At 52.1% G+C, this 26,670-nt stretch carries 21 protein-coding genes; 8 read left to right on the forward strand and 13 right to left on the reverse strand.

Annotated elements, in window-relative coordinates:
• The first annotated feature begins 45 nt into the window (after nt 1-45).
• From LDL70_RS02240 to LDL70_RS02250, 3 genes are all read left to right on the forward strand, one after another.
• Complete coding sequence (locus tag LDL70_RS02240; RefSeq protein ID WP_225686600.1) at nt 46-1,248, forward strand: M20 aminoacylase family protein; 1,203 nt, start codon at nt 46-48, stop codon at nt 1,246-1,248.
• Nucleotides 1,249-1,275: 27 nt separating this feature from the next.
• Nucleotides 1,276-2,586, forward strand: a complete 1,311-nt coding sequence (locus LDL70_RS02245) for an MFS transporter (protein ID WP_022709539.1) — start codon at nt 1,276-1,278, stop codon at nt 2,584-2,586.
• A gap of 147 nt (nt 2,587-2,733) precedes the next feature.
• A complete protein-coding gene (locus LDL70_RS02250; RefSeq protein WP_116086730.1) occupies nt 2,734-3,666 on the forward strand; it encodes a glutaminase in 933 nt (310 codons plus the stop codon).
• A 45-nt stretch (nt 3,667-3,711) separates the two neighbouring features.
• Here the strand turns inward: LDL70_RS02250 and LDL70_RS02255 are convergent, their stop codons facing one another.
• From LDL70_RS02255 to LDL70_RS02275, 5 genes are all read right to left on the reverse strand, one after another.
• Nucleotides 3,712-6,255, reverse strand: coding sequence for a hypothetical protein (locus LDL70_RS02255; RefSeq protein ID WP_225686608.1), 2,544 nt, complete (start codon nt 6,253-6,255; stop codon nt 3,712-3,714).
• 305 nt (nt 6,256-6,560) lie between these two features.
• Nucleotides 6,561-7,793, reverse strand: coding sequence for a Gfo/Idh/MocA family protein (locus LDL70_RS02260; protein ID WP_225686610.1), 1,233 nt, complete (start codon nt 7,791-7,793; stop codon nt 6,561-6,563).
• A gap of 106 nt (nt 7,794-7,899) precedes the next feature.
• Entirely contained in the window at nt 7,900-9,081 is a 1,182-nt protein-coding gene (locus LDL70_RS02265) for an ABC transporter substrate-binding protein (protein WP_225688323.1), read from the reverse strand.
• A 58-nt stretch (nt 9,082-9,139) separates the two neighbouring features.
• On the reverse strand, nt 9,140-10,150 hold the full coding sequence (locus LDL70_RS02270; protein ID WP_225686612.1) for an N-acetylglucosamine-6-phosphate deacetylase: 1,011 nt from the start codon (nt 10,148-10,150) through the stop codon (nt 9,140-9,142).
• Entirely contained in the window at nt 10,132-10,881 is a 750-nt protein-coding gene (locus tag LDL70_RS02275) for a glucosamine-6-phosphate deaminase (RefSeq protein ID WP_225686614.1), read from the reverse strand. Before LDL70_RS02275 ends, LDL70_RS02270 begins: the two co-directional genes overlap by 19 nt.
• Before the next feature lie 212 nt (nt 10,882-11,093).
• Between LDL70_RS02275 and LDL70_RS02280 the strand changes: the two genes are divergently transcribed.
• Complete coding sequence (locus tag LDL70_RS02280; RefSeq protein ID WP_225686616.1) at nt 11,094-12,281, forward strand: ROK family transcriptional regulator; 1,188 nt, start codon at nt 11,094-11,096, stop codon at nt 12,279-12,281.
• Between the two features lie 187 nt (nt 12,282-12,468).
• Here LDL70_RS02280 and LDL70_RS02285 read toward each other — a convergent pair whose 3' ends face one another.
• The 6 genes from LDL70_RS02285 to uxaC all read right to left on the reverse strand — a co-directional run bounded on the left by LDL70_RS02285 (nt 12,469) and on the right by uxaC (nt 19,548).
• Nucleotides 12,469-13,308 (reverse strand): ABC transporter permease, encoded by an 840-nt coding sequence (locus LDL70_RS02285; RefSeq protein ID WP_022710252.1) that lies wholly within the window; start codon nt 13,306-13,308, stop codon nt 12,469-12,471.
• Between the two features lies 1 nt (nt 13,309).
• Nucleotides 13,310-14,209: an ABC transporter permease gene (locus LDL70_RS02290; protein WP_075654311.1), complete on the reverse strand. Its 900-nt coding sequence runs from the start codon at nt 14,207-14,209 to the stop codon at nt 13,310-13,312.
• 8 nt (nt 14,210-14,217) lie between these two features.
• Nucleotides 14,218-15,297, reverse strand: a complete 1,080-nt coding sequence (locus LDL70_RS02295) for an ABC transporter ATP-binding protein (protein ID WP_225686618.1) — start codon at nt 15,295-15,297, stop codon at nt 14,218-14,220.
• Between the two features lie 59 nt (nt 15,298-15,356).
• A complete protein-coding gene (locus LDL70_RS02300; RefSeq protein ID WP_022710249.1) occupies nt 15,357-16,535 on the reverse strand; it encodes an extracellular solute-binding protein in 1,179 nt (392 codons plus the stop codon).
• 119 nt (nt 16,536-16,654) lie between these two features.
• Entirely contained in the window at nt 16,655-18,151 is a 1,497-nt protein-coding gene (locus tag LDL70_RS02305) for a mannitol dehydrogenase family protein (RefSeq protein WP_225686620.1), read from the reverse strand.
• Entirely contained in the window at nt 18,148-19,548 is a 1,401-nt protein-coding gene (uxaC, locus tag LDL70_RS02310; protein ID WP_225686630.1) for a glucuronate isomerase, read from the reverse strand. Before uxaC ends, LDL70_RS02305 begins: the two co-directional genes overlap by 4 nt.
• A gap of 233 nt (nt 19,549-19,781) precedes the next feature.
• Between uxaC and LDL70_RS02315 the strand changes: the two genes are divergently transcribed.
• The 4 genes from LDL70_RS02315 (at nt 19,782) to LDL70_RS02330 (ending at nt 24,248) form a co-directional block, all read left to right on the forward strand.
• Nucleotides 19,782-20,492, forward strand: a complete 711-nt coding sequence (locus LDL70_RS02315; protein WP_370637750.1) for a GntR family transcriptional regulator — start codon at nt 19,782-19,784, stop codon at nt 20,490-20,492.
• Nucleotides 20,493-20,562: 70 nt separating this feature from the next.
• On the forward strand, nt 20,563-21,771 hold the full coding sequence (gene uxuA, locus LDL70_RS02320) for a mannonate dehydratase (protein WP_225686639.1): 1,209 nt from the start codon (nt 20,563-20,565) through the stop codon (nt 21,769-21,771).
• Between the two features lie 3 nt (nt 21,772-21,774).
• The gene (locus LDL70_RS02325) at nt 21,775-23,307 is read left to right on the forward strand and encodes a UxaA family hydrolase (protein WP_225686641.1); all 1,533 of its coding nucleotides are present in this window, start codon (nt 21,775-21,777) and stop codon (nt 23,305-23,307) included.
• 62 nt (nt 23,308-23,369) lie between these two features.
• Entirely contained in the window at nt 23,370-24,248 is an 879-nt protein-coding gene (locus LDL70_RS02330; RefSeq protein WP_225686643.1) for a sugar kinase, read from the forward strand.
• A 69-nt stretch (nt 24,249-24,317) separates the two neighbouring features.
• Here the strand turns inward: LDL70_RS02330 and LDL70_RS02335 are convergent, their stop codons facing one another.
• Nucleotides 24,318-25,895, reverse strand: a complete 1,578-nt coding sequence (locus tag LDL70_RS02335; RefSeq protein WP_225686645.1) for an ABC transporter substrate-binding protein — start codon at nt 25,893-25,895, stop codon at nt 24,318-24,320.
• Nucleotides 25,896-25,918: 23 nt separating this feature from the next.
• On the reverse strand, nt 25,919-26,503 hold the full coding sequence (locus LDL70_RS02340; RefSeq protein WP_225686647.1) for a MarR family winged helix-turn-helix transcriptional regulator: 585 nt from the start codon (nt 26,501-26,503) through the stop codon (nt 25,919-25,921).
• Nucleotides 26,504-26,670: the final 167 nt, after the last annotated feature.

Consider the following 26,670-nt stretch of genomic DNA (forward strand, 5'->3'; position numbering starts at 1 on the left):
GTAGCTAACATCGGTAATGGTTTTTAAGTCTAGGAGGGTGGAGTCATGAAAAACATCAGAACGCTGATTGAGCGCGATGTTGAGGAGTTTGTTGCGCTGAGGCGTGATCTGCACCAGCACCCTGAACTGGCATTTAACGAAATCAGAACCGGTGGCATTGTCGCTGATCTGCTGGAAAAATGGGGCTATAAGGTTGAGCGCAATATCGGCACGACCGGTATTGTCGGCCAGTTGCGCAACGGTGATGGCTCAGCGGCCATTGGTCTGCGTGCGGATATGGATGCGCTGCCGATTTTGGAAGCAACCGGTCTGCCTTATGCCAGCGTCAATAGTGGTGTGATGCATGCCTGCGGACATGACGGTCACACAACAATGTTGCTCGCTGCTGCAAAAGCGCTGGCCGAGCGCCGCAATTTCAACGGTACTGTTAATCTGATCTTCCAGCCTGCTGAAGAATATGGCCGCCCTGATAGTGGTGCAGCCCGTATGGTTGCTGACGGCTTGTTTGAAAAATTCCCGTGCGATGCCGTTTTCGGTATCCACAATATGCCGGGTTCGCCGCAAGGCCAGCTGCAGTTCTATGATGGTGCGATGATGGCATCGTCCGACAGTGTTTCCATCAAGATCACCGGTCGTGGCGGTCATGGTGCGCAGCCGCACACAACGGCCGATCCGATTGTTGCTACCGCTGCTATTGTTGTGGCCTTGCAGACTGTTGTCGCACGAAATGTTAATCCGCTGGATGCGGCTGTTGTTACTGTCGGTGTTATGCAGGCAGGTATGGCGAATAATGTCATTCCTGAGACTGCACAGATCGAGCTGACGGTGCGCTGTTTCAAGCCGGAAGTCCGCGATCTGCTTGAAGACCGTATTCGTGATCTGGTCGCCACGCAGGCACAGAGTTTCGGCGTCAAAGCCGATATTGATTATGTTCGCGGCTATCCTGCCTTGCAGAATTCCACTGAAGAAACTGAGTTTGCACGTGAGGTCGGTCAGCGCTTTGCCGCTGAGGGTAATTTTGTTGCCCAGACCACCCCGATGACCGGTAGTGAAGATTTTGCCTTCATGCTCGAAAAACGTCCGGGTTCTTATATTTTCCTCGGAAACGGCGATCAGCCGGGCCCTGTGAGCCGTGCGCTGCATAATGACGGCTTCGATTTTAATGACGCGAATATCGTTGAGGGAGCCGCCTATTGGGTGGCCTTGACGGAGGAATTTCTGAACGGCACCACAGGCCGTAAAGACTAAAACTATTATATCTGTTGGAGGATAACCATGAGCGCTTCTGTTATGCACGCGCCGCATACGGCTTCGGACGATCTGTCCGGCCAGTCTGAAAAACCACCGGTCAAGGCAATTGCTGCGGCCGTTGCCGGTAACGCTCTCGAATTTTACGATTTTATCGTTTATTCGTTTTTCGCGGTTTATATCGGGCAGACCTTCTTCCCGCTCGGCAGTGAAACAGCAAGCCTTTTGGCCTCAGTTGCGGTTTTCGGTGTGGGCTTTTTCACCCGTCCGCTTGGCGGCGTTCTGATTGGTGCTTTCGCGGATAAAGCAGGGCGTCGCGCTGCAATGATCCTGACCGTGACGCTGATTACCGTCGGTACCTTGGGTCTCGCCGCAACACCAAGCTATGAAACCATTGGTATTGCCGCGCCGATTATCGTTCTGCTGTGCCGCCTGTTGCAGGGGCTGGCACTGGGCGGTGAAGTCGGGCCGGCATCTGCTATGCTTATTGAAGCTGCACCACGCGACAAGCGCGGCCTTTATGCCAGCTGGCAGATTGCCAGTCAGGGTATCGCCGTTGTTGCCGGTGGTCTGATGGGCGTGCTGGTGTCATGGTATCTGCCGCATGAAGATCTGGTGTCATGGGGTTGGCGTATTCCGTTCCTCGTCTCGCTGGCACTTATTCCGATCGCGCTTTATATCCGCCGCGCTTTGCCGGAAACTCTGGAAAAGCCGAGCGATAAAACCGGTACGCAGATTGTGACTTCGGTTTTCTCCGATCACACACGTTTTCTGGTGCTGGGTATTCTGGTGATGATTTCGACCACCGTGTCGACACAGGTAGGCAACTACATGACCACCTATGCCATTCAGACCCTGAAACTGCCGGCAACACTGGCGCAGGCCGGTACAGTGCTTGGCGGTACGATGACTTTCATTTTCGCCCTTGTTGCCGGTTATCTTGCTGATAAATACGGCCGTAAAGGCGTGATGATCTGGCCGCGTATCGTGCTGATGATCGTTATTATTCCGCTGTTCTTCTGGCTGTCGGAATCCAAAGATGCGACTGTGCTGCTGATTGTAACCGCTGCGATTACACTGCTCACCTCGATGACAGGTGCTGCAAGCCTTGTCGCTATTCCGGAAATGATGCCGATTGCTCTGCGTGCCACCGGTGTTTCCCTGATCTATGCGATCGGTGCGACATTGTTTGGCGGCACCACACAGTTTATTATCACATGGCTGATCGGCATTTTTGGTGCTGTGGCACCGGCATATTATGTGGTTGCAACCAGTGTGATTTCGCTTGTGGCAATGTTTATGATGCCGGAAACCCGTAATTTTGACGTTAAACGTTAAAAGATCGCGCATTTGAGAATGGACAGAATGGCTGGCATTGTTTAGCCATTCTGGCTCACAAGCAGGCGGTGATGCGGTGTAAACCGGTCACCGCTGCTTTCATGACTGTTGGTTACGCAATAGCGGTATCTCAAAGGTGTAAAATAGTTGAAACAGCGTTTGCGCGCCGTACTCGATGAAATCGAGGCTGAAATCAAAGATACCGGTATCCGTGGCAAAGTCGCTGATTATATTCCGCCTCTTGCACAGGTTGATCCCGCGAAATTCGGCATATCCATTATGCTTCATGACGGCACATTGATTTCTGCCGGTGACGCTCAGGAAAAATTCTCGATCCAAAGTATTTCCAAAGTATTTGCTCTGGCGCTGGCTCTGGGCAAAAGAGGTGACGGCATTTGGCAGCGTGTCGGCCGTGAGCCTTCAGGCGATCCTTTTAACTCCAGTGTCTTGCTTGAGCTGGAAAAAGGACTGCCGCGCAACCCGTTCATCAATGCCGGTGCCATTGTTATCTCGGACATTTTGCTGAGCTCGCATCAGCCGCGTGAAACGATCGGCGAGATTGTACGTTTTGTGCAATCCATCGCTGAAGACGACGATATTTATATTGATGAAGTGGTGGCAAAAGCAGAAGACCGCACCGGTTTTAATAATGCGGCGCTGGCCAATTTATTGAAAGCTAATAAAAATCTCGACAATCTGCCGCCTCATGTACTGGGCGTGTATCACCACCAATGTGCTTTGGCGATGTCCTGCGAGCAGCTGGCGCGGGCAGGGCTGTTTCTTTCTGCATCCGGCCGCAATCCGGTCAGCAATCACCGTATTGTCAGTGTGGAACGTGCCTTGCGTATCAACGCGCTGATGATGACCTGTGGTCACTATGACGGTTCAGGCGACTTTGCATTCCGTGTCGGCGTGCCAGCCAAAAGCGGTGTCGGTGGTGGTATTCTCGCTATCGTTCCCGGTATTTCATCCATTGCTGTGTGGTCGCCGGGGCTGAACCAGCACGGCAACTCGCTGCTTGGCACACGCGCTTTGGAAATCCTGTGCCGCCGCATGGGCTGGTCTGTGTTCGGGAGCTGAAGCGGTGATCTCTGTGAAGTTTACCTCGGGCAAAAACGAAAACCCTCATTCCTGAAGGGGGCTTACACAGAAGCTTCGTTTTGAAACCGGATTGCGCCAGCACTTTGTTGCATCGATATGGCGAAGTCCGGCTGTTGTTGCCTCGTTGAGTAACCACGTACCATCTCTTTGATAGACGACGCTGCGGTCACCATCGGGCCATACATAGACTTCGAGCCTGATCTGACGGCGTTCTTCTTTGAGTTGCCCGGCAGCTTGGTAGAATGAAAATTCACGGCATATCTTGTCGGAATAGACAGACCCGCGGTCATCTTCAACGCGGCACTGCACGCGGTTATGGGAATATAGTCCCTTGCTCCAGTCGGTCAGCAATTTCTGGTTTGCCAGACAAGCCTGCTCAATATTGTCCATGCAGCCCATGTCATAGGCTCTGGAAGCTTCTGATATCATGTCACCTGAATTTTGCAGATCGTCAGGTGTTACAGAGGCTGCGCTGTCGGGGTTATCATGCGCCTCCAGCAACATATTTCCGTATTTGAGGCAGGCCTCGCCATCTGTCGTCTTCACGTAAGGATGAAAACATCCGTTCCGATAGGCTATAGCGGCTTTTTGTAAATCTGCTTCTATACCAAGTCCTGAGGCATAGATATTTCCGGCCAGTTTGCATGCATAAGGTGACAGCCCTAAATCTGCAGAATTGCAGGCAAATTCCGACCATTGCAGTGCATTGGCATAGCGGCTCTTCTGACTTAGTGCGAATTTGGCTGCATCATAGCAAATACGCACATCCGCAAGTCTTTCGCTGGCGTGAGTAACCTGATATCCGCACGTTCTGGTGTAGACATCCATCGCGGCGTTAACTTCACCGGCAGAGCTCAAACTATCTGCTAAGGAAAGGCAGGTACTGGCGGGGTTGTCATCAAAGCGACAACCGGTACGCAGCACGGATAACAGAGTGACGCTTTTGTTTTCCTCAGGTGACTGATTTGTCTCCGGATTATTTTGCGCTTTTGTAGCGATAAGCGATGCTAATGCCTGACAGCCATTGATATTTTCTTTATTACACGCATTCGCCAGCATTGTTTCAATATTGTGTACCTGATCTGTGCTTTCCAGAGAAGCATAGGCGGATACCGCAGCGCTGCACGCCTGCGGACCGTTGGACGTTTTGTCTGTCATGCATGTCATAACAAGCGTGTCGTAGAGTGTGCGCTGGGCAGGTTTTGCCGTTTCGAGATTTGGATCAAGCGCAACACCAAGACTGTCACAAATGCTGTCCTTGTCAGACTGTCCGGCGCACAACTTGATTGCTCTGGCTGCTGCCGCATTCCGGTCTTCAGCAGACCAGTGATCAGTTAGTTTGGTCTGTACTGCGCAGGCCGCCGGATCACCCGCGATACAGCCGCGTTCAAGCAAACCTTTTGCTTTTGCAATTCTTGTATCCGTGGCCGGCGGCGTTTTGTTTGCCTGCAGAAAATCACGATATTTATAATAAGCAGGTTTACAGTGTACAATATTGGGTTGTTTCGGGCCGGGCGTACAAATTTCTTCGGTCAATGATCCGAGTGAATAATTCTCGTCGGCTGTTGCAGATGTATATTCACCACGGGCTTGCACAACATATCCGAAGGCATCAGGAACTTCTTCACAAGCCCATGCAATACCGGATCTGCATGCTGTGAGTTTCGCGGTAAAATTCGATGCGGCCTCTGCAAGCGTAGGCTTTGTATAAGTTGCGGTGCCGCGGGCAAGCAGAATGCAGCTCACAGCCTGACGCGCGTCGCAGCCCGGCTTGGCAAGTTCAGGCAGTACAAGATCTTCAGCATTGCCGGTGCCGCCCTCGACCGCGCGAAACTGCGCATTCTCCAAGGTATTGTCTGTGCGGTTGATCGCCAGCTGACAGCCGCGAATGTCTCCGCCCATACAGCCCATCAGAGCGTAATGTGTAACCTTTGCAGGTAAAGTGCCGTCCGGATCTTCTATATTGTAGATCGCTTCAGCATAGCTGCTGCAGGCTTCGTTCAGTCCCAGATCGCAGGCTTTCTTAAGATTAGCTGCATCTCCTGTCTGCCCCATCAAGTTGCGGGCGGCCGCAAGACGGTCGGAGACAGAGGCAAAGCGATCATTCTCTCCCTCTGAAAATTCCTTTTCATTTTTCACTAATGCTTCAATGAATTCGGTTCCAGTTGAGCATTCGCTGTTTTCAGGAAGATTACTGGTGCGCCCCATAATATTGCCGTGCGCCCGAATATTCAGCAGGCCAAGTGAAAGCGCATATTGACCGTCAGCCAATCGGTAAGCGGCCATGGACGGGCGATATTCTTTCAGAGCAACGGCTTGCTTGTTCAAAACTGTTAGCGTGTCTGTTTTAACCGCGATCAGATGGCAGGTATTGGGAGGAGCCTGAAAACTGTGACCGCTGTCAGAACGCTTGGTGAAATCGCAAAAATGACTGATTTTTTCGACTGGCACAAAACCTGTCGCACGTTGCAGGCCTGTTCCGGTTGCATAGTCGACTGCAAAATAGGCTAGATTATCTGCCCCGAAGGTGACGTCCTTTACCTGAACCTCTTCGCCTGATTTTAGCATATGGGCAGGAGATTTTCCCGGAGCAGCCATCACTGATGTGGCTTCACATATGTGTCTGATACTCAGTTCCTGATAGGGAGGTAAATTTTGGGATAGAGCAGAATGAGTGACTGTGAAAACCGACAATAGCAGCACCGATAAGCGCACAGCTTCTTTTTTGATCCGGCTTATACTGATCACTCTGCAAATCATCATGCTTCCTTCGCAATAATTCCGACAATACAATGCCGGAATACATGCTTCATGTAACATAGATAATTATGATCTGAATATATTATCCTCGCGCGATCAAACACATGCGGAGTTCACAACTCAATGACCTGTCTGCTCACTCTGGCTTGTTCTGCAGTCAGCGCCATCAAATGACTTGTGACTGATTTTTGAGCGGCGGTTCTGATTTCATGTCCATAAGGAGCACGTAGCGCAGTGGCGAAATCTTCCATCAATCGCAGATCGCCGCCCATATGATCACCGGCAAGTGTTTCAATTTGAATTGTAATATCCGGCCGGTCATCAAAGAATTTAATCGCCAGACAGCCGTCTTCAAAACAACCGGTCAGTTCTCCCTCGCTGCCGCCGATATGAATATGGCGTTCGGTACGCTTGTTGAAGGCATGAACTTCAAAACTGGCTGTAATATTATTGGTAAATTCAATACCGACAATCTGCCGGTCAACTACCGTATTGTCACTGTGATAAACGCAGCGGCCATAAGGCCCGTTGCGGATCGCCTGTGTGCGCGCCTCAAGACTGGTGTCAACGGAGATCATGGAAACTGGCCAGCCGGTGTGTTCACCCAGATAAATCCGGCGTGCGGAATAGGGGCATGTCATTTCCACCAGACAGCCATCGAGACAGCGCTCAGCAGCGCCTTGCGGGGCATTTTCAGGTGTAAATTGTTTCAGGCTGCCGAAACTGGAAATACGTAACGGCGTTTCATCCGTCAGCCAGTGCAGAATATCCATATCATGGCTGCATTTCGCCAGTATCAGCGGACTGCCGTCTTCTAAGCGCCGGAAATTGCCGCGCACATAACTGTGCGAATGATGATAATAGCCGATATTTTCGGAAGCACGAATACTTTGCACAGTCCCGAAAGTCCGGTTCTCAATCAGCTCTTTGATTTTAGCAAAGAACGGTGTGTAGCGTAGCACATGACAGATCATCAGAAAGCGCTGGTTGCGGTCGGCGGCTTCTGCCATGCGCTGACAGGCTTCAACCGTGGAGGCCATCGGCTTTTCCAGCAGCACATTGAATTTGCGATCTAGAGCGGCAACGGCAACAGCTTCATGATCCTTGTCGAGATTAGCGACGACAACGGCATCAACATTCTTGAGCGCGTTGAGCATGGTGATACTGTCTGAAAAGCAGTTCTCCGGCGCAATGCCATGCTTGCTGGCAAATGCAGCAACCGCATCCGGTCTGATATCGCAGACGGCGGTAAATTTCATGAGATGCGGGTTTTTCAGGGCAATATCGCCATAGGCATTGCCGCGATAACCGGCACCGATAAGAGCAACCTGCGGGATTTGTGTCATAATGCTATCCGCTGTAACGGTAAAAAATGCGGAGCTTTAGAGCGCTGTATATCGAATAGACACACAAGGCTGCAGGCTCCGCAGTCTGGGGGTGAAGGTGTAATGGTTATGATTTGCGTGCGCCGACCAGCTCATCCCACTTTCGGAAAGCCTGCACCATTTTTTCCGGTTTCAGCGGCAGCTCAATCGGATTATTGGCAATCAGGTCATCATATTCAGGACGTCCGAATTGCTTGATAATATCCTGACTATGCTGCGGGGCCATGGATAGCGGTACATTTTTCACTGCAGGGCCCGGATAGAGCGAGCCTTCATTATAGGCAAAGGCCTGTGCTTCCGGTGTGAGCAGGAACGCCATGATATCCAGCGTCACCGCCAGAACATCCTCTTTCACGCCTTTCGGAATGCACATGAAGAAGGCATCGGAAACCCAGTGGAAGCCTTTCAGTGTGGAGATTTTAGCTGTTTCCGGTACAATGCCGACCGCGCGCGGATTAATGTCCCAACCGGTGGTGGTCACGATAATATCGCGTGAACCTTCGCCGAACTCTTTCATAGTTACGCCGGTACCCGCCGGATAATAATCAATATAATCGCCGAGTTCCGCGAGATAGTTCCATGTCTTCTCCCAGCCGTTGATCGGATCGGTCGGGTCTTTATCACCAAGAATATAAGGCAGCCCCATCATGAAGGTGCGGGCAGGGCCTGAATTTGTCGGACGGGCATAGAGGAAACGGCCCGGATTTTCTTTTGCCCAGGCCAGCAGTTCTTCTACACTTTCCGGTGCTTTTGCCACACGCTCCGGTGCATATTCGAGCAGCGGGCCCGAAGGGTAATAGGTGACAACCACACCGTAACCGGCACCCTGAATTTTATGCAGGTTCAGGGCTGCGGGCTCGTAATTGGCCTCAATATCAGGGAAAGTTTCATTAAATTCCGGCAGGATTTGCATCCACGTGTCTTCGACAAGACCGGCTGCGAGACCGTCACTGCCGGTCAGTACAAGATCAATATCAACGCGGTTGCTCTTTTGCTGTACTTTGAGCTTGCCGGCCAGTTCGGTCACCGGTGCTTTCAGGAACACAATACGGGAAACCTTATCCGGATTGCGCTCGGCATAAAGTTCAAGCGCAGGCTGGACGAGCGACAAAGCCCCGCCGACATCCATCAGCTTCACTTCGACCGGTTTGGCAGGCAGCGGCATTTTGCGAGCAAAACTTAAGCCGCTTCCGGCCAGAAATGCGGTGGCAGATGCACCTGTAATCAGCACGCGCCGGTTCATTCTCAGATCATTGATTTTCATCCTGTTCCCCTTTTTATTTTTATAAGTTGAGCGGTTTTGATGCTTATGCGTCATGCTCCGGAAAGGTTGCTTTCCGTATAAACAGATCAGATGTCCATTCGATGAAGCTCACAGGCTGCTTAATGTCTCGGGCAGCGAGAACAGGCGCCAGAAGTGCCTCAACATTACCGGATGCCATGCGCACTGCTTCATCAAAGGAGGCAATGCCCCATGCCACAAGATTACGTACAGCCTGATCGAGACACAGCGTTGAACCGGCGAGACCGGCACCATTCGGATTTTTGACCATGCCATTATCGTGGCGCTCAATCCGCATATCCGCGAAATGATAAAAGCCTGTCCCAGCCGCTGCTGCGGAAACCGCATCGGTTACCAAAACGGAGCGTGAAATTCCTTTTGCCCGTATCATGACTTTGAGCGCTTGCGGCGGAATATGGAACCCGTCGGCAATGAAGCAGGCGGTAAGGCGGTCTTCTGCCAATTGAGCAAACAGCGGATTATCCAGCTTTGGCATATGCTGCGGCAGGCCATTGCCGAGATGGGTGGAAAGGCTGGCTCCGGCCGAGGCCGCTTGAGCTGCAGTCTCAAAGTTACAATCAGAATGGCCGATGGCTGTGAGAATATTGCGAGCCTTCATGGCTGCAATGAATTCTTCAGAACCGGACAGTTCCGGTGCAAGCGTCACCAGCAGGATCGGTGTGGTGATCCGCGCTTGCAGCTCCTCAATCAGGCTGGCATATGGTGGTGTCATAACGCCAGCCGGATGGCATCCGGCAAAACCCTGTTGCGGGTTGAGAAACGGCCCTTCAATATGCAGGCCTAAGCACATCAGACGGCCAAGTCTGCTATGCTGAATGGCATTATCCAGCACTTGAATACGCTGTAACAGCAAATCCGGAGCAGCAGTGATCAGCGTCGGTAAACAGGCGGTGACACCTGACGCGAGCATAGCTTCTAATGCATGGTCGAGTTCAGATGCGGTAAGCTTGCCGGAGTTGAAATCAACACCGGCAAAGCCGTTGACCTGAAGATCGGTTAAGCCTTTGGTGAGCATGATAAAAGCGATGCTGATTGTGTGTCGAGCAAAGCCACAGTGTTGTTGTGGTTTTGCAGAATGGATGCCGGATGAAGCGGTGTTACTGGTCCTGCAAGGGCATTTTTAACAGCCTGCGCCTTACGTTGATCCGGCACGGATAGAATGATCAGGGACGATTTCATAATCTGTTTAATGCTCATGGAGATAGCCTGAGCAGGCACATCTTCCAGCGTGGCAAACCAGCCTTCACCCATTTGCTGGCGGCGGCAGGCTTCGTCCAGATCAACAATAATATAAGGTTTGTCAGTCTCGAAATCGGCTGGCGGATCATTAAAAGCCAGATGGCAATTTTCCCCGATACCTGCAAAGCAAACATCAATGCTTTCATTCATGATCAGTTTGCTGAGCCTGCCGGCTTCTGCTTCCGGATTGTCTTCGGCGTTGATTTCGTGGAGTGTGACTTTACCGCCGAGCGGTTCAACAAAGCGCTCAATCAGATAACGGCGGAAGCTTGCCGGATGGCTCTTTTTCATGCCGACATATTCATCCAGATGGAAAGCGGTGACTTTGGACCAGTCAATATCCGGTTCGCGGATCAGTACTTCCAGCATTTCAAACTGGCTGGCACCGGTAGCAACAATAATTGAGGCTTTCCCCTTGTTGCGCAGAGCCGATCTGATGGCTTCCGCACCACGTTTTGCCGCAGCCTCTCCCAATTGTTGTTTCGTGTCGAAAACACGTATTTCCACGCCACTCTCCCCGTTTTAAAAGACAAAGCATCAGCATTCCCGCGCATGACGCAGGCTGCAAAGCTCTGATTGTAAGGCTGATCGGTAATGTCGCTTTTTTAAGCTGGCACTGACCTCTGCCTCCTCCCAACTAAAAGAATACACCTTCATTTTAGGCTTGCAAGTTATTTTTGAATAATATTATTCAAAATAATAATATGGGATGAGTTGCTATGCAGAATTTTCAGAATCTCCGCTTTTCCGATGCCCATCAACGTGATTGTGCCCGTGTTGTCAGCAGTCTGCTGGAGGCGGACGGGCAGTCCCGCGCCAGCCTTGCGGCTGCACTGGATCTGACATCCATGACAACCTCCCGCATTATTGCGGATTTGCTGGATAATGGTTTTGTAACGGAAGACGTGGCGGAAAGGCGCGGACGCGGGCGCCCCGGAACACTTGTACGGCTGAATGCACAGCGGATCGGCTTCACTGTTATTAAAATGACCAGCTATCTGGTGGAGGGCGCTTTGCTGGACTTGCAGGGTAATATTATTGCCTCGCAGACCAAGCATTTGAATGCTGATGCTGATAATCAGCAGATGACGGTTTTTCTGCAACAAATGATACAGGCATTGCGGGCTTCGCAACCGGATATGATGGTGCATGTCGGCACGACAATTCTCGTGGCTGGTATTGTCGATGTTAAAAAACGGGTCTGGCTGATTACGTCCCGCTGGCCGCAGGTGCGGGACTTTAATCTCGCTGAAGCCTTGAACCCTGTTACGCCGCTTGTCTGTTTGTTCCGCCAACTGGATATCGAGCTGGATGTGCATTTCAAAGCAGAGACTGCGCCGGTCAATACAGCCGCATTATTGCATTGGGGCTGGGGGATCGGGCTTGCCTATTGTTCCCGCGATGTTGCCAGCATTGCCCATCAGGGGCCTTTTGGTGAAATCGGTCATTGGCGTTTTGATACATTGCAGGATCGCCCTTGCGGTTGCGGTAACCGAGGTTGTCTGGAAACGGCGGTTGCCTTGCCGGTCTTGTTGCAGCAATTGGGGCTGGATGAGCTGACAAGTTTGGGTCAAGAGCAGGATATCGGCGGATATTTGCAGGATGCATCACTTGCAGACCATGCTGATATGCAGCTGGCAATCCGTCTTGTGGCGCGGGCACTGGGCAATATGTGCCGCATTTTGTTTCCTGACAGAGTGTATCTGACAGGACCATTCACCTCAAACAAGGCTGTTTTTACCCAGCTATGCAGTCAGTTTCAGGCAGAAGGGCTGGTTGGTGCTTTAAAATTGCCCGATGTGATTATGGTGCAAACCGAAAATCAGGACATTTTGCACAGCGCTATTCGTCCGCTGATTGAGAGTGCTCTCGGAAATTTACCCGCTATTGCGGCGGGAGAATTATAGCGTATCCCGAAAAGTGTGAAGCGCCTTCGCGGGGAAATCAGTCCACCGGACTGATTTCTAAATCCCGCTTCGATCAGATAAGATATGCGTTGAAACAAAGAGTTAGAGCGATTTTACCGATTTAGTTTTAACGGGAACCGCTCTAAACCCGCCGTCAGATCATGTTATTTGACGGCGGGTGTATTTTTTAATTATTAGACTGTTTGGCGCGGGCAACAATCTGTGTCGGATTGACAAAGCGCAGTGCCAGTAACAGCCATACCAGAGTGGTAATCATATAGATCACTGCCATGGCATCAATAGACTGGACTGAGCGTACGCCCGAGGCAAAGACAGAATAATAGAGCGCCACAACAAGGGTCTGGCTGGTTGGTCCTGCGGTGAGGAAGGTCAGCTCAAACATGGCGACTGTGCGAACAAGCACCAGCAGCAATGCAGCCAGAATGCCGGGCAGCAGCATCGGCATCAGCACATAGCGAAACAGCTGGAATTTATTCGCACCAAAGACATGGGCAGCTGCTTCCACTTTCGGATCAATCTGCTCGATGAACGGGATCATCACCAGAATAACAAAGGGAACGGTCGGCACCAGATTGGCCAGCACAACGCCCCAGAATGTCCCGCCTACACCCGCCTGATAGAGCACGGTTGCCAGCGGAATACCGAAGGTGATCGGCGGCACCAGCAAAGGCAGCAGAAACAACAGCATCACCAGATTGCGGCCGGGAAAGTTGCGGCGCGCCATGGCATAGGCTGCCGTAACACCGAGCAGACCGGACAGAGCCACAACCGTGAAGACGATTTGAAAGGTGACAATCAGCACATCACCGAGCTGGAATTCCCGCCATGCGGTGAAGTACCAGCGCGTTGTCAGTGCCTGCGGCAGCCATGTACCGAGCCAGCGCGTTGAAAAAGACGAGAGCACGACTGTTGCGATCATTGCCAGCAAGTTGATGACAAAAAAGGCAACAATGACCCATACGGCGGTGATCCATAATTTGGATCCGATAGAGGTATCTCTGATCATATTAGCCTTTACCTCCGCTTGTCGCACCGCGATAAAACAGACTGCGTATGCCAAGGACTGCCGCGACAATAGCGAGCTGCACAGTGGCCATAATCATGGCAACGGCGGATGCCATTGAATAATCATATTGCTCAAAGGCTGCCTGATAGGCGGCAATGGAAATAACGCGTGTCGGTCCTGCCGGAGCGCCAAGCAACACGGCGGACGGGAAGACTGCGAAAGCCAGCACAAAAGACAGGCAGAAGGTAATTGCCAGTCCCGGCATCAGCAGCGGCAGAAGGACGTGCCGGAAGCGCTGCCAGCTTTTAGCGCCGTGAGTTGCTGCTGCCTGTTCCAGCGCCGGATCAATACCGGTGACATAAGACAAAGTGAGCAAAAAGGTGAAAGGAAAGCCGGTAATAATCAGCGATGCGAAGACGCCCCAGTAATTATTGGTCAGCTTTAAGGGGCTGTCGACAAGACCGATAAACATCAGCGTGCGGCTGAACCAGCCCTGAGGCCCAAGGTAATTGAGCAAGCCTTCAGCTACCAGAACTGTACCCAGCGTGACCGGCAGAACAAGAATGGTGGTGAGCAGGCGCTGACGGCGCATCAACCGGACACGGAATGCCACCGGCACAGCAATCAGCAGGCTGATCAGCGTGACAGGGATGGCCAGCCACAATGTCGTTCCGATGGTTTTATACAAAAACGGATCGGAGAAGAATTTGATATAATTGGCAAACATACCTTCCCCCTCTTGCGGGGTGAAGGAGAGCAGCAAGCCATAGATGAACGGATAGATAAAGACCCCCAGCAGGAAGATAACCGCAGGCAGAACCAGCATGGTTGTGCCGTCGATCCCTTTGACGGCGAGCCTTTGTCGCAATGACAGTTTTTCAAGATCGGAAGAGGTGTTCATGTGTCACCTCACGCCGGAAACACAAGGGCACGGGCAGGGTCGATAGTCAGCGCGATAGCGCTGCCCGGTGCTGCATTTGCTGAAGCGTGAAACACCAGTTCATGTGCATTATCGGTGCTGGCAGTGCCGACAAAATCGCGGCCGCGATATTCAATTGTCTCAACTTTAGCCAGAATATTTGATTGGATGGTTGATGCATTTGCAGCTGTGGTGCTCACATCATCCGGTCGCACTGCAAGAACAGCATTTTGCCCGACGGTCAGCGGTACCCGCGCGGTACCGGAAATCTGGGCATTGCCGATATCGAGTGTCACCTTGCCGTTCTGTTCGGCGATAACTTTACCGGAGAGGCGGTTGCGGTAGCCCATGAATTCGGCCACATCCAGATGATCCGGGTGTTCATAAAGCTCGACCGGAGAACCGACCTGCCGGATTTCACCATCGCGAAGCACCACAATCCTGTCGGCCAGCGACAGCGCTTCATCCTGATCGTGGGTCACATAAATTGTTGTTGCGCCAAGCTGATTATGAATGCGGCGGATTTCAGCACGCATTTCCAAGCGTAGCTTGGCATCAAGATTGGACAATGGTTCGTCCATCAGAACCAGAGGCGGTTCAATCACGATGGCGCGGGCAATGGCAACACGCTGCTGCTGACCACCTGATAGCTGCCCCGGTAATTTGTCTTCCTGACCATGCAAACGTACCATGGCAATGGCGGCTTCCACACGGCTGTTCATTTCCGCTTTGGGGGTGCCGCGCATTTTCAGGCCGAAACCGACATTCTGGCGTACAGTCATATGCGGAAACAGCGCATAATTCTGAAACACCATGCCGAAACCGCGATCTTCCGGTTTCAGGGTGTCGATACGGGTTTTATCAATAAAAATACCACCACCCGTTGTTGCGAGCAGTCCGGCGATACAGTTCAATGCTGTGGATTTTCCGCAGCCGGACGGGCCGAGCAGGGCAATAAATTCGCCTTTCCTGATCGAAAGGGAGATGCCTTTTAATGCCTGATGAGCTCCGAAAGACCGGCTGAGCTTTTCAAGCCGGATTTCCACAAAGGGTAGTGACGCAAGTTGCATGAAATACCTCATTGCCGGATGTCACCTGAAAGGCAGATGACATCCGTCGTTTACCGGTTTTATTTTGGCTGGCTGGCGACTTCTTCGTCCCAGCGGCGGAACGCGACGACCATGGCATCCGGATCAAGCGGCAGCTCCACCGGATTATTGGCGATCCAGTCGGCATATTCTGCGCGGCCATATTCCGCGATGGCATCCTGACTGGATTGCGGTGCCATGGAGAGCGGTACATCTTTGACCGCAGGACCCGGATAGAAATAGCCTTCATCATAGGTATAAGCCTGCTGCTCAGGGGTGAGCAGGAAGCTCATCAGATCAAGCAAAACAGCGAGTTTTTCATCGCTGACACCCTTCGGCACGCTCATGAACTGCGCATCGGCAACCCAATGGAAGCCATCCAGTTTGGCAACGGCTGCCTCTTTTGGCACGACACCAAGCACACGCGGATTGATGTCCCAGCCGGTTGTGGTCACAGTCATATGACGGGTGCCTTCGCCAAGCTCTTTCATCAGAGCGCCGGTGCCGGTCGGGTAATATTCAACATATTTATGCAGCTCTTTCAGATAAGCCCATGTCTTATCCCAGCCTTTGACCGGATCGCGCGGGTCTGCATCACCGAGCAGATATGGCAGCCCCATCAGGAATGTGCGGCCGGGGCCGGAATTGGCCGGACGGGCATAAGCAAATTTATTCGGGTTTTCTTTTGCCCATGCGAGCAATTCTTCCGCATTGCTTGGTACTTTTTTCACATGCTCAGGCATATATTCGAGCAGCGGGCCCGACGGATAATAGACGACTGCAACGCCGTGATCCTTGGCAAAGGCCTGCATGCGCCATGCCGGTTCCAGATAAATGGATTGCAGGTCAGGTAAGGCTGCGGTGTGGTCAGGAAACAGCTTGACCCACAGGTCCATTTCCAGTCCGGCAGCCAGCGCATCTGCGCCGGTCAATACCAGATCAATATCGAGACGTTTGGCGGCCTGCTGCGCTTTCAGCTTGCCCGGAAGTTCCGGTGCCGGTGCTTTGGTGAAAGTAATTTTTGAAACCAGTTCCGGCTTAGCTGCAGCATAATTTTCAATTGCTTTCTGGGTCAGCGCCAGATTGCCGGCGACATCAACAATGTTGATTGCGACCGGCGATGTCGGCAATGCCAGTTTGCTCTGTGCCCAGAGCTTTGTTGCCGGAAGTGTAGCAAGAGCTGCCAGACCACCCAATGTCTGTCTGCGTGTGAAATGCATGACTGTTCCTCCCCGTTGATTTTTATTGGTTGTACGGCCTGCCTCCTCAGAAAAGCCGTTCTTTTATTTTAATATATTAGTCTATCAATTTTGCAGGGCAAGCAAAAAATATCCCGTTCTTACGCCTTGGTGCTTACGGACTTGAAATTCTGAACTGTTTTAGCCGCGCCGTTTGTCAGTAATGTTTCAAGCTGCTGTAAAATGACGGATTTGAAATGTGCATTTTGGGCGAGTTCAGGTGCGAAAATACTGTCAAAAGCCAGCAATGCATTCAGTATATCCTGCGCAGTGGTGAGGCCCGCCGTTGCCTGTAAGAGTTGTTCACGTAGCGGATCGCGAATGTCGATAGCTTGTCCGTGTTCATCTTTACCGGTCACAAAGCGCATCCATGCGGCGACACCAAGTGCGAGGCGGTCAAAAGACTGACCGGCCAGAAGACGGTTCTGGATTGTATTGAGCAGGCGCTGCGGCAGTTTCTGCGAGCCGTCCATAGCAATCTGCGCAGTCCGGTGATGCAGAGCCGGATTACAGAACCGTTCAATCAGCTGGTCTTTATAGGTTGAAAGATCAAAATCCGGCAGAGCGGGCAGTGTCGGCGTTATCTCCTCATCCATCATGGCTCGGATGAATGTTTTAAAGCCGGCTGCGGCCATGGTCGCGGATACGGTTTCATGACCGGCGAGAAAGCCAAGATAGGCAAGTGTGGAGTGACTGCCGTTGAGCAGACGCAGTTTCATCAGCTCAAAAGCGGCGACATCGCGGACAAAACTTGCGCCGGATTTTTCCCATGAAGGGCGACCGGAAGGGAAATGATCTTCAATCACCCATTGGCTGAACGGTTCTGTGCAGACCGGCCATTGATCTTTCACGTTCAAAGCACGGCTGACACTTTCACGATCCTGATCGGTGGTTGCCGGTACAATGCGGTCAATCATACTGGACGGGAATGCAACATGTTCCGTGATAAAGTGACTAAGTTCCGGATTGGTCAGTTCGGCAAGCCGGACAGTCACACGCTTCAGTGTTTCACCATTGGCTGGCAGATTATCACAGGAGAGAATTGTGAAAGGCTGTAGTCCTGATGCGTGTCTTCTCCTGATAGCTTCGACCAGAAAACCGGGGGCAGAGCGCGGCGCATGCGGGTGTTTCAGGTCATGGACAATATCGCTGTTGCTCTCATCCAGCGTGCGGCTGGCGGGGGCGTAGCAATAGCCTTTTTCGGTCACAGTCAGCGTGACAATGCGGATATCCGGCTGGCACATGGCTTGCAGCACGGCTTCCGGATTTTCCGGTGCGACCAGAATATCGGTGAGACAGCCGATAACATGCAGTTTTTCACCGGCACCATCACGCACGGCAACACTATAGAGATAATCCTGCGGGGCGAGCGCATCTCTGGTGTCGGGACTACGCAGAGAAACGCCGGTAATGCCCCAGCTCGGGTCATCCTGCAGGATATTCTCCGTATACACCGCCTGATGCGCACGGTGAAATGCACCGATGCCTAAATGGATTATCCCTGTTTTCAGATCGGCACGATTATAGGCAGGCTTGCCCACAGTTGCAGGCAGATCGGTCAAGGCTTTATCGGATAGAGAATTGAGTGTTCCGGTCATAATTTATAAGCCTGTTTAGCCAGCCGGTAGCTGAGGTCATGAGCGACTTCATAGGCTTCTTCCTCATCAAGGCGGTGCTCAGCAACAAGACGGGCAAGGAAGGTACAATCCACACGGCGTGCCATATCATGGCGGGCTGGAATGGAGAGATAAGCGCGGGTGTCGTCATTGAAGCCGACAGTATTGTAGAAACCGGCACTTTCCGTTGTCAGTTCACGATAGCGTCTGATCCCCTCCGGACTGTCATGGAACCACCATGCGGGGCCGAGCTTGAGAGCAGGGTAATGCCCTGCCAGCGGTGCGAGTTCGCGGCTGTAAGCCGTCTCATCCAACGTGAACAGAATGAGCGTCAGGCGCGGATCATTGCCATGTGCATCCAGCAGAGGTTTAAGCTCTTTTACATAGCCGGTCTGGTTCGGAATATCCGCACCTTTGTCAAAGCCGAAAGCGGAGAAAATTTGCGGATTATGATTGCGATATGAGCCCGGATGGATCTGCATCACCAACCCGTCATCAATGCTCATGCGCGCCATTTCGGTCAGCATCTGCGCGCGGAACAATTCCGCATCTTCCGGTTTGACCGGCTGTTTGATGATGCGTTCAAACAGCGCTTCCGCTTCCCTTGCCGAGAGATTGGCTGTCTGTGCAGTCGGGTGACCGTGATCGGTGGATGTCGCGCCGCGTGCCTTGAAATAGGCGCGGCGGTTGCGGTGCGCCTGCAAATAACCCTGATAGGTCATCGGATTATTTGTCAGTGCGATAAATTTTTCCAGTTCACTATGAAAGTCCGGACGGGATGCATCAATCACTGCATCCGGCCGGTAGGCGGGAACAACGCGGCCATGCCAGCCTGAGCTAAGGATCGCATCATGATGTGTCAGGGGATCATTGGCGGAATCCGTAGTGGAGATCACCTCAATATTGAAGCGGTCATATAGCGCGCGCGGACGCATTTCCGGCGTCGCCAGCCTTTCGGAAATCAGATCATAAAGTCGGTCGGCATTGTTCTCGCTGAGACGTTCTGTGATGCCGAAAACGCTCTCCAGAGAATGTTCAAACCAGAGGCGGGACGGTGTGCCGCGAAACAGAGGCCAGTGTTTTGCAAATAATCGCCAGATGGTGCGGCTGTCGGTTTCCACCGCTGCGCCATCCAGACGGGCAATGCCTAATTGCTCCAGCGGAATGCCCTGTGAGTAGAGCATACGGCAGATATAATGATCGGGTTTGACAAACAGGGTTGCCGGATCGGGAAAAGCGGCATCTGTCGCATACCATGACGGTTCGGTATGCCCGTGCGGGGAGATGATCGGCAGCTTTTCGACCGATGCGAACAAGCGTCGCGCTATGGCGCGGCTGTCTGCCTCCGCAGGCAGAAGGCGATCCGGATTGAGTGCCATTGCTGGTCTTTTCCTCCCTGACAGACTTTGAGGTCTGTTTTCCGTCATTGCCGTCCGGCTTTTTCTGTCCGCGGTTTTTGATCCGTCTTGTACAGAATTTGCATCCGGCGCTTGGCGAACAGTAAATAATAATATATTAGTATGTCAACAGCGCATGGATTTTTTGTTTCGGATCGCAGTTGCGAGCGGATAAACAAGACCTGAAGACTTGAGATTCAGGCAGGAGAACAAGATTGAACACGCAGCCGACATTCGGGCAGATATCCTCAGGAAGGCGGCCTGCCGCAGGACGTGAAACCGCAGCAAAGCTGATTTATCGCGCATTACAGGCGGATATTGTTGCAATGAGGCTGCTGCCTGGCACGGCGCTGAACGAGAAAACTTTTATTGAGCAATTCGGTGTGAGTCGCACGCCGGTGCGTGAGGCACTTATTCGTCTGGCTGAAGAAGGGCTGGTCGATATTTTCCCGCAGTCAGGCACTTTCGTGGCGCGCATTCCGGTTGATCTGATACCGGAATCTGTGGTGATCCGTCAGGCGCTGGAAGGAGCGACGGCGGAACACGCGGCATTATCATCGACACCGGATGCAGTCGCTAAGCTGGATGAGCTGATTGATATGCAGCAATTTCATGCCAGCCGTGAAAAGCTCGGATTGTTTCATGAAGCAGACGATGCTTTCCATGAGACTGTTGCGGAAATCGCCGGTTATCCCGGCATCTGGCAACATCTGAAGCTTGTGAAAATCCAGATCGACCGTGCACGGCGCATGACCGTTCCGGTGCTGGGGCGTATGGATCAGGTTTTGCGCGAACATAAACTTATCAGGGATGCCATTGCCGCCAAAGATGCACCGGAAGCGATAAAGGCGATGAAGCATCATCTCAGCGCGGTTCTGCCTGATATTGACGAGTTGCGGAAAAGCCATCCGGACTTCTTTGTCTGATCAGGCGTTCGTCTGCTGTCGCAGATTTTCAAAATCATAAAATATAAAAACTTATTCGGAGGAGGGGTTAATGCGTCAAGCGTGGAGATGGTTCGGGCCGGATGCCGGTGTGCCTTTGGATGCTGTACGTCAGGCCGGAGCGACAGATATTGTATCTGCTTTGCATGATGTGCCGATCGGACAGGCATGGACATCCGGTCAGATTGCAGAACGCAAGACGCTGATTGAAAATACCCCTGCTGACCGCACGCCGCTTGTCTGGTCTGTGGTGGAGAGCATCCCGATTTCAGATGCGATCAAGCGTGAAGGCGGTGCTGCAAAACAGGATATTGCTGCATGGATTGCCTCAATGGAGGCTTTGGCGGCACATGATATTAAAGTCATTTGCTATAATTTTATGCCGGTTGTGGACTGGTGCCGCACCGATCTGGACTATGTCACGCCAAGCGGCGCGACAGCCATGCGTTTTGATCAGGATCGTTTTGCTGCTTTTGATCTGCATATTTTGCAGCGTAAAAACGCGGAACGGGATTATTCCGAAGCTGATCGTCTTGCTGCCCGCGCAACCTATGAGGCGATGAGCGAGGCTGAGATTAATCAGCTGATTTTCAATATTGCCAGTGCTTTGCCGGGTTCGACAACCGAGCCGCTGACGATACCGGCTTTCCGCGACAAGCTGGAAACCTATGCCCATGTCGAAGCTAATAAGCTGCGGCAAAATCTGATCGCTTTTTTGGAAGAAGTGACCCCTGTTGCGGACGAGCTGGGTGTGCGCCTGACTCTGCATCCGGATGATCCGCCGCGCTCCCTGTTCGGACTGCCGCGCATTGCTTCAAATGAAGCCGATTATGCCGCGATTTTTGATGCGGTGCCGTCACCGGCCAATGGTATGTGTTTCTGTTCCGGCAGTCTTGGTGTGCGGGCGGATAATGATCTGCCTGCAATGGCGCGCCGCTTTGCATCACGTATCTATTTCTCGCATTTACGGGCAACCACGCGACAGGGTGACGGGCGCAGCTTCTATGAAGCCGCTCATCTTGAAGGTGATGTGGATATGGTTGCATTGCTGCGTGCGCTGGTCGAGGAAGACCGCAAGCGGGATAGCGGATCAAAGATTATTTTCCGCTCCGATCATGGTCACCGTATGCTGGATGATCTGGCAAAACAGGTGACACCGGGTTATCCGGTTATCGGGCGGTTACGTGGCCTTGCAGAATTGCGCGGGGTAATCACTGCATTGGATGCCGGTGCTTTGTGTCCGGCAAAGGCGGGCGGGTGAGCGATGACCCGTCAGAACAGTCCGGTTATTGTCCTTCATTCGTCTGACCATGTGGCGGTTGCGCGGGTGACAATCCGCGCCGGAGAGCCTGTCGGCAGTGGTGAACTTGTAGCCGCTAATCTGATCGGCAAAGGGCATAAAATTGCACTTGTACCCATCACAAAAGGACAGGAAATCCGCAAATACGGCAATGTGATTGGTGTCGCGACAGAGGATATTGCTGCGGGTGCGCATGTGCATCTGCATAATCTGGCAATGCTGCCATCACAGCACGAGCATGAATTCTGTGTTGATTATGCGGAGCCGGAACTGTTTCCGGAAGCGGAAAGACGCAGCTTTCTGGGTTTCGACCGCGGTGCAGGGGGGGGTGGCACGCGCAATTATATTGGTGTGATTGCAACGGTAAACTGTTCAGCCACTGTTTCGCAATATGTGGCGGATCATTTCAACCGCATGGGCGGCTTGAAAGACTATGACAATATTGACGGTGTTGTGGTGCTTGGGCATGCGGGCGGCTGCGGGATCAATACACAGTCGGAAGCCTATCGGGTTCTGACCCGCACGATACAGGGCTATGCCCGTCATCCCAATTTCGGCGGTGTGTTGCTGATCGGGCTGGGTTGCGAAACCAATCAGATTGCTCCGATCCTTGAACATTACAAGTTGGAAGAAGGTGAGCGTTTGCAGACGCTGACCATCCAGCAATATGGCGGCACACGGAAGACAATTGAAGCGGCGGTTGCAGCGATTGAAACAATGTTGCCGGTTGTGAATGCAGCGCAGCGCACGCAGCAGCCTCTGTCGCAGCTTAAACTCGGTTTGCAATGCGGTGGCTCGGATGGTTATTCGGGCATTTCCGCAAATCCGGCACTCGGCTATGCATCGGATTTACTTGTGCGGCATGGCGGCACCAGTGTTTTATCGGAAACGCCGGAGATTTACGGTGCTGAACATTTGCTGACCCGCAGGGCGGCGCGGCCGGACATTGCTGAAAAGCTTTTGTCACGGATTGACTGGTGGCGCGATTACACGCAGCGCAACGGCGATGAACTTAATAATAATCCGTCTCATGGCAATAAGTTGGGCGGGCTGACCACAATCCTTGAAAAATCGCTCGGTGCCGTGGCGAAAGGCGGCTCTATGCCACTGCGTCAGGTTTATGAATATGCGCAGACGATTGATGAAGCGGGTTTCGTATTTATGGATACGCCGGGCTATGATCCGGTCTCTGTAACAGGGCAGGTGGCAGGGGGATGTAACCTCATCTGTTTCACCACAGGGCGTGGATCCGTCTCGGGTTTCAAACCGGCGCCAAGTATTAAAATCGCAACCAATTCAGATATGTACGAGCATATGAAGGAAGACATGGATCTGAATTGCGGTGGCATTGTTACCGGTGAAGAGAGTATTCAGCAGGCAGGCGAACGAATCTTTGAGGAGATTATCGCTGTTGCTTCCGGCCGCAAGACAGTGAGCGAGATTTACGGCTATGGCGACAATGAATTTGTGCCTTGGCAACTCGGGGCAACGACCTGAAAAGCAAATAACGTTACGGGGGAACGGTGAGGAAAAAGCTCTTTTTGTCTGCCGGTGAATGTATGATTGAAATGTCCTCACTGGGAGGCAGTGAGTTTCATCTTGGCTTTGCAGGCGATACTTTAAATACCGCATGGTATGCCCGTGCTTGCTTGTCTCCGCAGGAATGGGATGTGTCGTATTTTACCCGTATCGGTACGGACAGTTTTTCTGCCAAGATGAAAGATTTTCTGAACCGGAACGGGATCGGTACTGACTATATTGAGGAAGATGCGCAGCGTCAGGCTGGTCTTTATCTGATTGAAGTTGAGAACGGCGAGCGCCATTTTACCTATTGGCGCAACCAGTCGGCAGCACGTCTGCTGGCGGTCAATCAGCCATTGCTCGCCAAGGCTTTTTCCGATGCCGATATTATATATTTTTCTGCGATTACGCTGGCTATTCTTTGTCCTGAGCAGCGGACAGTATTTATCTCTCATTTGCGAGATGCTTCCCGCGCGGGAAAAACGGTGGTCTTTGATACCAATATCAGGCCGCGTTTATGGGAGAACCACGATATTTTGCGAGAAACGATCATGCAGGCAGCAGCGGTTGCGCAGATTGTGTTGCCGAGTTTTGATGATGAAGCGGCAATGTTTGGTGATCGTAGTTTAGAGGATTGCGCTGTCCGCTATCGCGCTGCCGGTGCACAGGTCGTTGTGGTTAAAAACGGCGGCGGTACAATGCTGATTGCTGATGACAATGGCACACGTCAGATCACGGATATTGAGCCGCTCATACCGGTGGACACAACTGGTGCCGGAGATTCATTCAATGGCGGTTTTCTTGCGGCACTGCTGAGTGGCAAAGATATTGAGACGGCTGTCAAAGCCGGACATGCTGTTGCCTCTCAGGTGGTGATGCAACGCGGTGCATTAATGCCGATGGGGCAATTAGTGTAATATACAAAAGTCATTTATTTGCAGAGCCTTAATAAAAAAGGCCGGTTTAAACCGGCCTTTTTTATTCATTTATTTTATTGGTTTGATATTCATCGCCAGCGTGTCTTCATCCGCACGCGGTGTCAGCTCCACCTTGTCCTTCTTCACAGCCCATGCGCTGAGCTGGATCGCAAGCGGCAGATCAGGGCGGTCTGTTGCCACCAGATTATTCGCCTTTTCAAGCAATGTGCGGCGCTCATCTGCATCCATCGCTGCCGCTGCATCTTCAATCAGCTTGTCCATTTCCGGATTGGCATAGCCGTGCACGTTAAATGCACCCAGCGATTTTGCCGGTTCATTGGAATGCATCAGCGATGACAGCATATAGTTGGCCTCACCGGTCAATGTGCCCCAGCTTGCCATATAGAGTGAATATTCACCGCGGGTTTTCGCAGGATTGAACACCGCTGCCGGAACACCGTTTACATCCGCAGTAATGCCGATAGCTGCCAGCATCTGGGCGACTGTAGGTCCCAGCTCATTCGGCATACGGTCATTCGAATAGCTCAGTGTAATTTTGAAACCATCCGGATAACCGGCTTCTGTGAGGAGCTCTTTTGCACGATTAATGTTGAATTCCGGTGCCTGCAACGACTTGTCATAGCCGAAAATATTGGAGGTCACCAATTGTGTCGGTACGGCTGCCATACCTTCCAGTGCAAATTCAACAATGGTTTCGCGGTCAATTGCCAGATCAAAAGCTTCTCGCACACGCGGATCAAGCAACGGGTTTTTATCCAGCTTGCTGCCATCCTTGGCAAATACCATCGGGCTTTTTTCGCGGAAGTCAAATTCGAGATAGCTGATATAGATGCTCTCGTTTTTGACAACCGTCAGCGATGAATCCTGTTCAAGTACAGGCACATCCGAGGCCGGCACTTTGGAAATAACATCAACCTGACCGGCTTTCAGCTGGGCAACACGGGCAGCATCGTTCGGAATTTCCTTACGGATAACACGATCCCATGGCTGTGCACCGCCCCAGTAACCGTCAAAACGCTCAACAACCAGATCCTGTGTCGGCGCCCATGAAACGAATTTATAAGGGCCGGTGCCGATCGTGGCTTTACCGGTATTGAAGCCTTCTGCTGCGGTTTCCTGCGTTGAATAGGCAGCCGCCGCTTTATGCGAAGTGATAAACAGACGGATAAAATCATTCGGCAATGTCGGTGCCGCAGAATTTGTTGTCACGCGCACAGTCAGCGGATCAACCACTTCTACCGATTTAACACGGCGCACAAAAATCGTTGCTGGATTTGGCCCTGTTACATGCGGAATACGCTCGATGGAGAATTTAACATCTTCCGCTGTAAAATCCGAACCGTCATGGAACTTCACACCTTCGCGCAGTTTGAATTCCCATGTCGTATCATCAAGTGCCTGCCAGCTCACGGCCAGCGACGGCTCAAGCTCAAGATTATTGCCTGAGCGGATCAGCGTATCGAAAATATGTTTCGTCGCTTCGGCATTGGCAGCGGTCGCCGTAAAATGCGGGTCCATTGAGGCAGGGCCGGCTTTAATTGCCATGACCAGATCGGCGGCAAAAACCTGTCCGGCGCTAAAAAGCAATGTTGTGCCAAGCATTAAAGCATGCAGTGTTTTTTTCATGTGAATAGTCCAGTCCCCATTTATTAGTCTTGTTCAAACTCTTCATCACGCTCCGGCAGATCGGAGGCAATTGTTTCCGGCCATTCGCGGGAGGCGATCACCAGCTTGGTCAGCAATTCCGAAAGCATCATGCGCTCAGCAGGGCTAAGTGTTTCCAGCATCAGGCGTTCCCGCTCCAGCATCGGCGTCATTTTCGCTTCAACAATGGCGCGCCCTTCATCGGTCAGGCACAGCACCACACGGCGCAGGTCATCACTGTCACCCTCGCGTTGCACTAGTTTCAGACGGGTCAGCTTTTTAGTGGCGCGGCTCAGTGTGTTTTTCGGAAAGCCGGAACCGGCAACCACTTCGGACAAAGTCGTGCGGTCGCGCAGAAACAGCGAATACAGCACCACAAATTCCGGCCGCAGCAGATCATGATCAGTACCGATCAACCCGTAGATCGGATTGTTATAATGCAGTGCCAGATAGTTGATCCGAAAGGACAGCCAGCACGGATTTTCCCATAATTTTGTATGCAGAATATCGCTTTCGCTGATGCGGCTGTCCGCCGCCTCGCTACGCCCCGCGCGCCCCTCTAACAGAGCGATTGCTACGCGTTCCTCCATCACTTCTCCCCGTGACAGTTTAGCAATTAAGTTCCATTCAGAACAAGATATAGCTTGTTTTAAGGATGTCAAACGTAATTTTTGTTCCAATTGGAACTTGTATGCGAAATATTTTCATGGATAATAGTTTTCAGAAACCCATGAGCGCAGACTCGGGAACACATTTG

It is taken from the genome of Pseudochrobactrum sp. XF203, assembly GCF_020341615.1.
Lineage (GTDB): Bacteria > Pseudomonadota > Alphaproteobacteria > Rhizobiales > Rhizobiaceae > Pseudochrobactrum > Pseudochrobactrum saccharolyticum.

Excerpts from the sequence above, each read along its gene's own strand:
- LDL70_RS02280 (WP_225686616.1), top strand. The coding sequence starts at position 11,094 with ATGCAGAATTTTCAGAATCTCCGCTTTTCCGATGCCCATCAACGTGAT.
- LDL70_RS02240 (WP_225686600.1), top strand. The coding sequence starts at position 46 with ATGAAAAACATCAGAACGCTGATTGAGCGCGATGTTGAGGAGTTTGTT.
- uxaC (WP_225686630.1), bottom strand. The coding sequence starts at position 19,548 with ATGGCACTCAATCCGGATCGCCTTCTGCCTGCGGAGGCAGACAGCCGC.
- LDL70_RS02290 (WP_075654311.1), bottom strand. The coding sequence starts at position 14,209 with ATGAACACCTCTTCCGATCTTGAAAAACTGTCATTGCGACAAAGGCTC.
- LDL70_RS02245 (WP_022709539.1), top strand. The coding sequence starts at position 1,276 with ATGAGCGCTTCTGTTATGCACGCGCCGCATACGGCTTCGGACGATCTG.
- LDL70_RS02330 (WP_225686643.1), top strand. The coding sequence starts at position 23,370 with ATGATTGAAATGTCCTCACTGGGAGGCAGTGAGTTTCATCTTGGCTTT.
- LDL70_RS02270 (WP_225686612.1), bottom strand. The coding sequence starts at position 10,150 with ATGCTCACCAAAGGCTTAACCGATCTTCAGGTCAACGGCTTTGCCGGT.
- LDL70_RS02295 (WP_225686618.1), bottom strand. The coding sequence starts at position 15,297 with ATGCAACTTGCGTCACTACCCTTTGTGGAAATCCGGCTTGAAAAGCTC.
- LDL70_RS02255 (WP_225686608.1), bottom strand. The coding sequence starts at position 6,255 with ATGCTAAAATCAGGCGAAGAGGTTCAGGTAAAGGACGTCACCTTCGGG.
- LDL70_RS02285 (WP_022710252.1), bottom strand. The coding sequence starts at position 13,308 with ATGATCAGAGATACCTCTATCGGATCCAAATTATGGATCACCGCCGTA.
- uxuA (WP_225686639.1), top strand. The coding sequence starts at position 20,563 with ATGCGTCAAGCGTGGAGATGGTTCGGGCCGGATGCCGGTGTGCCTTTG.
- LDL70_RS02340 (WP_225686647.1), bottom strand. The coding sequence starts at position 26,503 with ATGGAGGAACGCGTAGCAATCGCTCTGTTAGAGGGGCGCGCGGGGCGT.
- LDL70_RS02305 (WP_225686620.1), bottom strand. The coding sequence starts at position 18,151 with ATGACCGGAACACTCAATTCTCTATCCGATAAAGCCTTGACCGATCTG.
- LDL70_RS02335 (WP_225686645.1), bottom strand. The coding sequence starts at position 25,895 with ATGAAAAAAACACTGCATGCTTTAATGCTTGGCACAACATTGCTTTTT.
- LDL70_RS02300 (WP_022710249.1), bottom strand. The coding sequence starts at position 16,535 with ATGCATTTCACACGCAGACAGACATTGGGTGGTCTGGCAGCTCTTGCT.
- LDL70_RS02325 (WP_225686641.1), top strand. The coding sequence starts at position 21,775 with ATGACCCGTCAGAACAGTCCGGTTATTGTCCTTCATTCGTCTGACCAT.
- LDL70_RS02260 (WP_225686610.1), bottom strand. The coding sequence starts at position 7,793 with ATGACACAAATCCCGCAGGTTGCTCTTATCGGTGCCGGTTATCGCGGC.